Source organism: Streptomyces sp. YIM 98790, from assembly GCF_011421595.1.
Taxonomy (GTDB): Bacteria; Actinomycetota; Actinomycetes; order Streptomycetales; family Streptomycetaceae; genus Streptomyces.
This window is the reverse complement of record NZ_WTLH01000003.1, coordinates 23,398-35,196: the sequence shown is the minus strand read 5'-3', so window position 1 is coordinate 35,196 and position 11,799 is coordinate 23,398. Positions and strand designations below refer to the sequence as shown.

The 11,799-nt window shown below is 71.6% G+C and carries 5 protein-coding genes; 1 reads left to right on the top strand and 4 read right to left on the bottom strand.

Annotated elements, in window-relative coordinates; genetic code table 11:
- Positions 1-11: 11 nt before the first annotated feature.
- Genes GQS09_RS00990 through GQS09_RS00975 form a run of 4 tightly spaced genes read right to left on the bottom strand, consistent with a single transcriptional unit; the run spans position 12 to position 9,288 of the window.
- The gene (locus GQS09_RS00990; RefSeq protein WP_165984019.1) at positions 12-2,882 is read right to left on the bottom strand and encodes a pPIWI_RE module domain-containing protein; all 2,871 of its coding nucleotides are present in this window, start codon (positions 2,880-2,882) and stop codon (positions 12-14) included.
- A gap of 34 nt (positions 2,883-2,916) precedes the next feature.
- Complete coding sequence (locus GQS09_RS00985; protein WP_165984018.1) at positions 2,917-6,387, bottom strand: signal recognition particle; 3,471 nt, start codon at positions 6,385-6,387, stop codon at positions 2,917-2,919.
- Positions 6,380-7,618, bottom strand: coding sequence for a hypothetical protein (locus GQS09_RS00980; protein ID WP_165984017.1), 1,239 nt, complete (start codon positions 7,616-7,618; stop codon positions 6,380-6,382). Before GQS09_RS00980 ends, GQS09_RS00985 begins: the two co-directional genes overlap by 8 nt.
- Positions 7,615-9,288, bottom strand: a complete 1,674-nt coding sequence (locus tag GQS09_RS00975; RefSeq protein ID WP_165984016.1) for a PD-(D/E)XK nuclease family protein — start codon at positions 9,286-9,288, stop codon at positions 7,615-7,617. The genes GQS09_RS00980 and GQS09_RS00975 overlap by 4 nt, the downstream gene beginning before the upstream one ends.
- Before the next feature lie 257 nt (positions 9,289-9,545).
- Between GQS09_RS00975 and GQS09_RS00970 the strand changes: the two genes are divergently transcribed.
- The gene (locus GQS09_RS00970; protein ID WP_165984015.1) at positions 9,546-11,753 is read left to right on the top strand and encodes an N-6 DNA methylase; all 2,208 of its coding nucleotides are present in this window, start codon (positions 9,546-9,548) and stop codon (positions 11,751-11,753) included.
- Positions 11,754-11,799: the final 46 nt, after the last annotated feature.

The window sequence follows — 11,799 nt, the reverse complement described above, 5'->3', positions numbered from 1 at the left end:
CAGGGGATTCCTCATTCGCCGTCGGAGTCTTCGATGCCGAAATCGAAGGCGAGCTGTTCGCCCTCGTCCGCGGACTGCTGTGCTTCGCCCGGCGCCTCCGGCGCCTCGTACGGCTCGGCGTAATCCCTCGTGAGACGGGCCAGGTGCAGCACCAGGGGGAGCGCCAGCGGATCGGTGTAGTCGTCGGTGATGCGCTGCTGGTGGACGAACATGGCCCACGGTTCGGGGCGGTCGTTCTCCTGGAGGCCTACCAGCGCGACTTCCAGCAGGTCCGGCTGGGAGGCGGAGGCCGAGGGCCTGAGGAGGGACTTGCCGTTGGCATCACGGTGCTCGGTCAGCTTGCTGAGCTCCCGGTGCAGGGTATTGGTTCCCGGCTTCTCACCGACGCTGTAGAAGATCCGCCCGCCGGGCTCGGCATTGTGGGGCAGCCACAGTCCCTGGGCGAAGCCGGCAAGTTCCTCCGTGATGCCGTTCCTCTTCCGGTTGACCGGTGACCACCACTGGGCGGTCTCGTCCCGGGCGGCATCGGCCACGCGCACCAGCCGGAGCTTCTTGCCCAGCGAGGCCAGTCGCTTGGGCGAGTCCCCTCCGAACTGCACGGTGTCCGGCCGTACCTTGCCGTTCTGCAATGACGGCCAACGCTCCCGGATGTTCTGCGCATGAGTGAGCACCAGCGTGGGCTCGCCCCGGAAGGAGCCCAGAATCTGCCTGACAAAGATGGCGGTGAGCCGCTCCTGCTGGTCGCGGTACTTCAGGTCGTCCCCGCGTACCTGGCCCACCAGCCCTTTGAGTAGCTCCGGGTACGGAACCCAGCCACCGGTCTGTGGACTTCGGCCCATCACCTGCTGCTGGCCCGGCCGCAGCAGGACGGCGATCGGAGTGAACTGAGCATGCGGGTTATGGCCGCTCACGCGCCGCTTGACCAGCCAGAAGGCAAGCTGGTTGAGCTGTTCGGGGATCATTCCGGACGGCACTGAGTGAGGGCGGGTGACCCTCACCCCGAGCTGCCGGATACCGTCCGCCCAGGCCGCCTTCGCCCGGTGTGCGGAGGTGTCTTTCCCGGGGGCGGCGACATCATCGGGCAGGCCGAGGAACTGGCTGACCAGTCCGGCATCCGCACAGCCGAGGCGGATGGCGGACTTCGGATCGGTGGTTGGCGGCGGAGTCTTCTTTCCCACCTGCTTCTTCCGCCAGTCCTCCAGCTCCACGAAGACCAGTTGCGGTGCCCTGCCGGTTTCCTTGACCCGGGCGGTGAGAAACGCGGCCACCTCACGCCGCCGCCCCGCCACAACCGCGTCCCACTCGGCGCCCCGGCGAGGAACCGTGCCGTTCCCCAGGGGGGCACCGAGTCTGCCCAGCGGGAAGATGTGCATCCGTAGCGTCAGCTCGGGCGCCTCCCATGCCCAGGTCCCGGGTCCCGATTGGGTACGGAACGGGGCCAGCCCCAGGTATGCCTCCGCCTTGACCAGCAGAAGACCGCGCATGGTGTCGGTCTGGTGCAGGGCCAGGACCGAGAGCTCACTGCCCATGACTCCGGCCAGCAGCTCGCGGCGGCGGTCGCCGTTCCGCTGCTCGATCACGGCATTCTGCTCGCCCACCTTGGCGTTGTATGCCGCGATCTCGGCGTTCTGCCGCTCGATTTCCCCCCGTTCCTCCTCTGTGGCGTCCTTGTCGGCCTTCTTGCTCTTCCTCTCGGAGAGCTTCTCCTCCAGTCGCGGCAGCGGGTCATGCTTGCGCAGGTAGGTGCTCCGGCGCAGTTCGCCGACGGGCATGAAATCCGGTTGCAGGGCCTCCGCCGCCCATTCGGTCAGCCGCCTGCGCTCGGTGGGCATCAGCCCCGCGCCCACTCCGTGCGCACCCATCCGGGTGTGGTGCAGCACGGCCGCGGTGATGCCGTCCGGCTGGTTCAGCCAGTGCTCGGGTTCCTTGACCAGCCGTTCGGGCCGGGGAAAGTCTTCCTCCACGGAGATGCGCCTGAGCATCCCCTCCGGGCCACCCTGTTTCCACTGAGGGCCGGTCTCCGGCCGCCAGGTGAGGGAGGCCACAGCGAAGCGCGTGGGAGCCGGGGCGTCGGCGAGCATGCTCTCGTCAGCGAGCAGGTACACCGATGCGCTGCTGCGGAACGGCAGCCAGACCTTTTCCCGTACCCAGCGGCTGATGCCGGTGCTGAGGTGGACGCGGGGCACCGGGTCGAACGGCACCGTGCGCAGGGAGACCCGCAGGTATGCCGAGTACCTCCAGGTCTTGCCCCGATCCGGGTACTTGAGCGGGGGCCAGGAGACCAGGGTTGCTCCGTTGTCGCCGGGGACCCCGGCCACCTGCCGGAATTCCAGCTTCTTCCCGCAGTGCTCGTACGGGGGGTGCTGGGCGATGCGGGCCGCCAGGGTCTCCGGGAGCAGGCGGAACAGGTGCGGCGCGGGCAGCGCGGTGCGGCCCCCCTCGGACAGCTCCTGTTCCAGCAGGTTCACGCTGAACAGCTCCCACTTCAGGGAGTCGATGTCCAGGGCTTGTGCGGTTTCCTTGACCAGACTGTGAGCCTCGGGTGCAGGTTGCATGTCTCGCAGCCAGGCGTGCAGGAAGGTCTTCATCACCGACGCCGGGTAGGGCGCGGTGGTGTAGAGCCAGGGCCTGCCGTCGTCCAGCGGCGCCTTGGAGGCGACAGAGATCAGGTCGGGGGCAACGGCGGCGATCAGCCGGTTGAGCCGCGAGACCGGCACCTGCTGGTGCCGTCCTTCCGACTTATCGGGCTTGCCGTGCCGGTACAGGCGGAGCAGCGGCTCCCGCCATGCGGAGGGGAAGGCCAGCCCGTGGTAGGGGACGAAAAGAGGTCCGGCCTCCGGATCGGGAACGTAGGCGGCGGGCTGGATGCGGTCGTGTGTCATGGTGCGTTTTCCTCGGAGAGCGTCGGACGGACTGTCAGTCCATGTCGGCCAGCGCCCGGTACAGCGGTTCGTAAAGCGCGGTGACCAGTGACTTGTCGATGGCGGGAGGGCCGGAGTCGTCGTCGAAGTAGGGGGCCAGCAGGTGGCGCATGCCTGCCAGCAGGCTGGTCGCCGGGGTGTCCTCGGCCTGGAGTCCGGCCTCGCGGGGGGAGAACGCCGCGTCGACGAACACCACCCGCGCCGGTACTCCGCCGCGCACGAGCCGGCCGATGACCTGCCACATCACCACGAGCTGGTCCCAGGTGAAGGCGGCCTTCTCCTGATCTGGCAAGCTGGTCCAGGACAGCCGCCGGGTCAGGAAGCGGTTCCACTTGTGCCGGGCGCGGCTGCGGAAGTCCCGGCCGGCCAGGTGAGGCGTGCCGGCCGCCAGCGCGGCCTGGCGGAACTCGCCCGCCGGATCCCGCAACTGCCGCACCGCCCAGTCGTTGATGGCCTGTACGGCCAGGGAGATGTCATCCGGGCGCGGGTGGGGCCGGGCGAGAAACCAGACGGTGCCGATGGCCGCCTTGCCGCCGGGGATCACGATGTTGTGCCCCCGCTCCACTGCCAGCAGCGGGGCGATCAGCACATCTCCGTCGCCCTGGGCGAACCGGGCGACATCCCCACGGCGCAGGGTTCCGGCCCGGCCGCCGTGGCCGGGACCGGTCCAGGCGGTGTCCAGGTCGGCGTCGTCGGAGACCAGCCGGATCACCCGTCCGGACCATTCCGGGATCGTGCCCAGGTATTCCGCCGCCCGCTCCGCCTCCGCGTAGCTGCCGACCAGCAGCAGCAGCCGCTTGCGGTCCGGGTCGTCAATGTCGTCCAGTTCCTGCTGCAATGGACTGACGGCTCCGGCGAGGGTGCGGTCGGGCTCGGCGAGCTGGTGCAGCATCTGCTGGAGCGCCTGGGGACGTTGCTCGGGCTCGCAGCCGGACAGCCGGATGGCGGTGCCTGTCCCGGGCCAGTAGAGGAAGTGCTTGCGGAACTCCGTGCGCAGGATGGCCGCCACCTCGTCCGGATGGGGCCGCAGCACGGCCCCCACCGGCGCGTGGACGTGGTACCGGCTGGACTCTCCCGCCCAGCTCGTCGCGGACAACAGCAGGACGTGCGGCCCGGGGCGGCCGTCGGCGCGCGGCAGCCGGGGCAGTTCCAGCAGCAGTTCCCGGCCCACACCGTTGCACCGGAAGAAGCGCAGTTCGCCGCTCTGCCCGCCGCCCTGGCGGCGTTCGTCGAGCTGGAACTGGAATCCGAGCACATTGCCCATGGGGGATTCGGGCAGCAGTGGCTCGTAGTCCCGGGCGGGGCGGCGGGAGAGCGCGTTGGACGCCGCATCCAGATTGAGCGCGGCCTCGACGCGCTGCCACAGCACCGTCATGAAGTCCAGACGGTGGTGCAGGGCCGCCAGCAGCAGGGTGAACTCCAGCCGTGGGGCATGCTCCTCTGCGGCCTCCATGATCGCCGGGTCGCCGGCCACCAGGGTCTCCAGCACCGTGCGCACACGTTCCCGGCTGCCCGAACCATGCGGTGCGTGCAGCAGTTCAAGGGTCAGCCTGACCAGTTCGTTGACCAGCCGGGTCTGCTCGTCCTCCGGATCCTCGACCGGGTGCTGCTGCAACGGGTCGTCCCGGAACCGGTCCAGGACGCCGTCGATGCGCTGCCGCGCCCGCATCCGCTCCTCGGCGGTCGTGCCCGCCGGCGTGGGTGCCGGGTTGCGCGCCCGCAGATCCGGGAACCAGGCGTTGATCAGCCACTGATGCAGGGTGAGGGCGCTGAAGTAGTCCTGGGTGATCCAGGTCCGCAGCGCACCGTCCTGGACCAGCCGGGCGTAGATCCGGTCGGTCGCAGCGATCACCGTGTCGACCGCACCGACCCAGTCCTCGACTTCCCGGGCGGAGAGCTGGAGCCGCCCACGGCGCGCGAGTTCGGTCAGCTTGTGCCCCGCGACCTGGTCGAGCCACGAGTTCGACGCCCTGCCCACCAGCGTCGCGGTCGGTGCGAAGGCGTTGTCCAGATGCATCTGCACCCGGTCGGCCTCGTCGACCACGATCAGGTCGCTCATCCGGCAGGCCAGCTCCAGGTAGCGCAGCCGCTCCTCCTGGAGGGGCCGCGGCACGGTGCTGTGCACCAGGCTTGCTGGGGTGGCCACCCATACCCGGGCATCGACGAGTTCCCGCGCGGCGTGGTGCCGCGGGCAGCGGCTCCACAGCGGGCAGGCGTGACGCCGCGGGGGATTTCCGGACGGCTCCGGCTCCTCCTCCCCCTGCCCGGGCTCTGCTCCGGATCCGGTGGCCACCAGCGCACGGGAGTCCGGCCGCCGCGGGCGTACCACCGGAAACAGGGCCGTGCACGGCGCGTCGGCGATGCGCAGCGCCCGGTCGGCCTCCAGGCCGCGCAGCGCGTCCAGCGGGCAGGCGCTGCTGAGATGCACGAACCCGGGATGGCGATGCGTGAGCACGGTCTCCGCGCCCGAGGTGGCGATCCGCCGGTGCAGACGCTGGATGTGCCGCTCCCGGGTCGAGTGCCCCAGAACCGGGGCCGCCCGCACCCCAAGGCGCTGGAACAGACCCACGACGGCCAGAGTCTCCGCCACATCGCTCACCACGACGGTGATGCGCAGGCCGCGTTCGGTCGCGGCCCAGAAGGTGAGGATGTCGCGGAGGGTGCTCTTGCCCGCGCCGACCATGCCCACCAGATGGAGCAGCCCGTCGACGCGGAGCGCATCGCTCGCGGTGAAGGCTTCCTCCGCCTCATTGCGCACCAGCAGCCGCACCCGGTCCAGCCGCCGTTCCCAGCCGCCGCGCCGCCCGTCGGGCAGTCCGGCTTCCAGCTCGTCCATCCGGCGGGCCGTGGCCGCCAGCTCCTCCCACGTCACCTCGATCGGTTTGCCCCCGCCCGGCGGCAGTTCGTCCAGCCGGTGCGGCTCCGGCTCCGGCGCGGGCAGCAGATCCCGGGTGATGTCCACCGAGTGATTGCGGTCACGCCCCGCGAACCGGTGCTCCCCGGCACCGGCGACCGGCATCGGGACCCGCAGGAACTCGGGCGGGTGGGTCAGCAGCCGCTCGAACTCCGCGAAACGACCCGCCGCCCGTGACGGTGACCTGCGCACCGGTGCCCGGTCCGTGCCGTCGAGCTCGTAGCCGCGAAGGGCCTGCGGCATCCGCCGATAGGCGTCCAGGGCCAGTGCCCATTCGCGGGGCCTGCGCATCTCCCACAGGTAGTGCCGGCCGCGCCGGATCCGGAGCCGCTGCTCCTCGGTGCGCACATCCCCGAACACCTCTCCGTACGGGTAGCCGCCGAACAGGGTCCAGGCGTCGAGGGCGGTGCGGGCCGGCATCACCGTCTCCAGCAGGTACAGCCCCAGCTCCACGTCCAGCAGGTCGCCGGTGTCGAAGCCGCCATTGCTCTCGGGCCACACGTCGCGCAGCTCCCGGGCAAGGCGCCGGTGCCAGCCGCTGCGGTCACGCATCTTCCGCTCCCTTGCCCGTGGTTCCCCTTGTGCCGGTCGTGCTGTTCTTCCGTGTCCGCTCCGGGCGTTTCCGGCCACGCAGCCGGGTGCGGACCTGCCGGAGCAGCTCCCGGTCGGAGAGCAGCTCGATCCGGTCGGCCGCTTCCTCCGGCACGTGATGCCGGAACACCTCCCGGTAGCCGTCCCGCTCGGTGAACCGGTACTGCGGTACGACCAGCAGGCCGCGGTCGTACGGCGGGTCCTGGCGCAGCGGGCGGGTGTCCCTGCCCAGCAGCGCCGGGTTGGCCCGGTCCTTCACGTCGATCGCCCACACCTGGCCGTCCGGAAAGGTGACGCGCAGGTCGTAGGTGTCGAAGCGCGGCCACATCTCCGCGGTCAGCCCGGCCCTGGCCAGGGCGGACTCCAGCGCTGTCTCGGCCAGCCCGGGACCGGTGATGAAGGTCCGCAGCGGGCGGCTGAGATGGCGCAGCCCGCCGCCGTCCGCCGGCGTCCACGAGATGCCCTGCCGCACCGGCGACCGGCGGCACACGTCGAGTTCACAGCGGAATCCGCCGTGGGGGACCGGCACCAGCAGGCAGCCGCACCGGCCGCATGCGGTGTACCGCCCGTCGCGCAGGCAGGAGGCGGGTGCGCGCTCGTAGCAGCGCTTCACCGTCTCGTGCAGCAGGCCGAGGTCCAGATTGGCGCTCAGGGCGGCCAGCTCCGTCTCGGTCAGCACGGGCTTCTCGATCAGCAGTCGCCGGAAAGCGACGTACGCCTCGGGTGCGTCGGCCGCCCGGCTCTCCGCCAGCGCCTCCTTCATCAGCAGGTTCTCGAACTGCTCGGCGGCCGGGTCCCGGGCCGAGACGGCCCACTCCAGACAGCTCTGGGTGGGGCTGCCGGTGGCGGCGTCCACCAGATGGGTGCCGGCCTCGGGCGCCAGCTCCTCGGGCAGACCGAAATCCCACGCGCCCAGGGGCTTCTCCGCCGCCCAGCGGGCCAGCTCCGGCACGCTGCCGGGCGGTTCCGCGCCGCGCCGCAGGCAGTGCAGCACGATGTGGTTGTACGCCTGCTGGACGCTGTCTTCGTACACCGGGTCGCCGACGGTGCGCTGCTGGGACAGCCGCACCATGGCGGTGGCCACCAGCCGCAGCAGTGGTTCACCGGCGAAGAAGTTCTCGGCTCCGGTTCCGGCCGCGTCTTCGTCTCCGGCACCGTTCTCGGTGGCCGTGCCCGGAGCCCTCGCCGTCATGCCGCACCCCCGTCCGCGGGCGCCGTACGCATGGACGCCGGGCACCACTGGGACACCGGACAGCTACGGCAGGTCTCAGGGGCGGGCCGGGCGGGGAACAGCTCGTCCGCGCGCCAGGGCCCCGCCCATTCCCGCAGCACCCGGCGGGCGGTGGCGACACGTTCGGGCTCGTGGGCGGGTTCGATGATCTCCACATCCCCGTAGTCGGGGTGCAGGGTCTCCAGCTCCACCCGCGAGCCGTCCCGGTCCCCGCCCAGGGCACCCTCGGCCAGCAGCACCGTGGCCAGGGCGATCTGTGGGTAGGCGAGCACCGGATCTTCCTTCCGGGGCATCCGCCGCTGAGTGGTCTTGATCTCCCGCCACACCCAGGAACCGGCGTCCAGGTACAGCAGATCGGGCGTGGCGATGACGATGACATTCGCCGCCGTGTCATGCACGGCGAACTGGCGCTCGGCCCGCACCTGAGTCACCTCGCGTGAGTGGAACGGGCACACGTCCAGGTGGTGCCGGAGCATCGCGGCACCGATCCGGGCCGCCTCGCCCGTCACCCGGTTCGGCTCCTCGCCCCAGGGCTGGTCCGGTTGCGGCACCCCGTCCCGGCCGCACGCGTCGCCGGCCGGACCACCGGGCGGCGTCCCCTGCCGCCCGGAGTGCGCCAGCTCCAGCACCCGGTGCACGGCCTTGCCCAGCCGGTTCCGCTCGTCGTACTCGTCCTCGGCCCGGGGCAGCTTGCAGGCGGAGGCGAACGCCCGCGCCGGGCATTCCCGGTGGTACCGCAGAGTGCTGACCGACACCTCGCGCAGGGGCGGCGGCTCGCGGAAGCCGCCCAGGCCCAGCACACCGGGAATCCTCGGCACCGTCTGGCAGGCGGACAGCCGTTTGCAGTCGGCGCAGGCCGAACCGGGGACGGCCTCGGTCCCGCGCGCCAGGCGCGCCGCCTCGGCACGTCCGTGCTCGGCGTAGTGCTGCTGGGCGGCCTGTGGCGTGCCCTGCCACAGCAGCTTGTACGAGCCGTCCCGCAGCCCCACCTCGGCCACCCTTACCCAGCGGACCGGTGCCGGGGCGGGGCCCAGCCGGTAGGGCTTCCAGCGGGGGACCGGAATCCGGGCCGGGCTGCCGAAGGCGGCAGCGAAAGCGGCGATGGCGATCTGCGCGTCCTCCCGTTCCCGCTGCCCGGCCCGGCCGTAGCGGAGGAAGACGAACTCCCGCACCCCCTGTTCGGGGTTCTCGTACCGGCGGCCCCAGGCCCAGTGTTCCCAGGTCGTGCCGTGCTGCTCCCGCTGGACCACCCAGGGCAGCCGTACGGGCCCCACCGGCGGGGCCTGCGCCGGCCGGTCGCGCCGGTGGAAGGCGCGCACGGCGTGACGTACGAAGGCGAGCTGCATCTCATGCAGCGGCTTCCCCTCGCGGGCCGGGGAGCGCAGCACGTCCTCGGGAAGCGCGCCGTTGAACTCGATCCGGTCCAGGGCGGCCATGACCGGGCCGAGGAGGAAATCCTCGTAGCGCTCCCGGCCCCCGGCCGGCCAGTGCAGCGGCCGGACTCCCGGCCGGGCCTTGACGGCATCGCGGGCCGGGCAGGCGTACTGCTCGTCGCCGGCCAGGGATGCCCCGATGCGGATGAGCCGGGCATCGCCGGTCATGCCCTGCGGTATCTCCCACTGCTGCGGCACGCCGCTCCCTCCCCAGTGATCGCCGTGCTCGGCGCGGTGCGCGGCCGGAAGCCGTCACACCCCTCCCCGGACGTTCCTCGGTGTCCGCCGATCCCACGGGCGGCGAGTGCACACAAGGAGAGCACATCTTGTGAAGGGGGTCAACCAAATCTCGTGAGTACCCGCAATCCCGCCCGTGTACTTGGCTGACGGGAGTGCTGTCGCGTAGAGTCGGCTGCGGTGTGACCGAAGGGGGGCACGGGGAAAGGAAGCAGGTCATGAGCGTGGAGCGGCTGGAGGTGACGTCTGCCGACATCGCCCGGATTGCCGGGGTTCAGCCCACCGCGGTGAGCAACTGGCGGCGGCGGTACGAGGACTTCCCCGGGCCCGTCGGAGGTACCGACCGCAGCCCGCGTTTCGACCTCACCGAGGTCGAGGCATGGCTGAGACGGCAGGGCAAGGCCACCGCCGTTCCGGCCGCGCAACGGCTCTGGCAGGCGTTCGATGCGGTGCGTGGGGAGATGGCGCCGGAGGACGCCCTGGCCCTGGTCGGTCTTCTGCTCCTGCACCAGTGGCGGAACCCAGGCACCCGGTTGCCCGCGGCACGGGACGCGGTGGCCGGCCTGCTGGAGCAGGCCGAGCACGAGTTCCTGTCGGACCGGGCGACCGGAGCCGGAGTGACCGATCTGGTGGCCCGTCTGCCCGATGCGGAACTGGGGCCGAGGCAACTCGCCCTGCTCGGCGAGGCGGAGCGGACGGCGGCCGAGGACGGCCCTGAAGAAACGTTCCGCTTGCTGTGTGAGCGTTTCCTGGACGAGGGCCCACGGGCGGGTTTCACCGCCACCCGTCCCGAACTGGCCGACCTGATGGTGCACCTGGCCGGGGAACAGGCCACCGGTACGGTACTCGATCCGGCCTGCGGCAGCGGCACCATCCTGCTGGCCGCGGCGGCAAGAGGCCCGCGCCGCCTCCAGGGACAGGAGATCCAGCCCTCGCTCGCCCGGCTCGCGGCACTGCGGCTCGCCTTCCGCCGGGCCGGGGACGGCAGCAGCCGGCGTACCTCCTTCGACGTGCACACCGGGGACTTCCTGCGCCGCTCCGCCTACCGGCCCGGCCGCGCGGACGCCGTCATCTGCTACCCGCCCTTCGCGGAGCGCAACTGGGGCCACGAGGAACTCGCGCACGACCCCGACTGGATCTACGGACAACCGCCGCGCGCCGAATCCGAACTGGCCTGGGTGCAGCGGGCCCTGGCCCACGCTGCCCCCGGAGCACCCGTGGTGATGATGCTGCCGCCCGGCGTGGCGTTCAGACCCTCCGGCCGCCGCATCCGCACCGCCCTGCTCCGGCACGGCGCGCTGCGCGCGGTCATCTCCCTGCCCACCGGCTTCGCCGCGCACTACGCGCTGGCCCTCCAGATCTGGGTACTGCGCCGCCCGGCGGAAGGCGAGGCGGTTCCCGAGCACCTGCTGCTGATCGACTCCGCACACGAGTACGGACCGGGCGAGACCGTGGACGGGCAGCGGGTCTGCGCGAGGATCGCCGAGCTGTGGACGGAGTACACGGCCAGTCCGGAGAGCTTCACGGAGCGCCCCGGCGTAGCCCGTGCCGTCCGGCTGATCGACCTCCTGGACGGCGAGGCCGACCTCACCCCGGCCCGGCATCTGCCGCTGCCCGCCCAACCGGACGCACTGGCCGAGCAACTGAAGGCCGTCCGCGCGGACTTCGAGCGCGCCCTGCACGCACTGAACCGGGCGGTACCCGACGCACTCGACCTTCCCGAGGAGGCCGGGGGCACAGTAGGAGCGGAAGAGCCGGAGGAACGGCGCATCGTCTCTCTGAACGACCTGATCAAGCGTGGAACCGTGCACTGGCGCCGTCCCACCTCCGTGGCGGGACGCCCGAGCGAAACGGACTCGGGTTCCGGGCCCGGGTCGGGTACCGGTGCCGGGTCGGCGACCGGCGACCGGGCGCGCTACCTCACGGCGGAGGACATCCTGCTCTCCCGCGCCGCCTCCGACACCGGCCCACCGCCAGGCGATCCGCTGAGCAACGCGCCGGTGCGCGCGGGAGACGTGCTGATCCCGGTGCTGGCTGGCCGGCTTGCCGCCCGGGTCGCCACCGAGGAGGACGCCGGGGCGTACCTCACCCCCGGAGTTCACCTGGTGCGCACTCTGGAGCCCGAACTGCTCGACCCCTGGTACCTGGCCGGCTGCCTCTCCGGCGGCAGCGGCGGCAACCACCGCCTCACCGGGACGTCCAGCAGCGGCAGCAGTAGCAGCCGCACCGACCCGCGCCGCATCCGCATCCCGCTGCTGCCCATCGAACGGCAGCGGATGTACGGGGCAGCTTTCCGGCGGTATGCGGAGTTCGCCAGAATCCTGCGCACAGCCCATGACCTCGGGCAGGCTCTTGCCCGTTACTCCACTGACAGCATCGCCGCAGCCCTCACTCCGGCGGCCGGCGAACTGTCACCCACACCGTGACCACCGACCGCTGACGTCGGACCACCGAAGACCGACCACCGACACG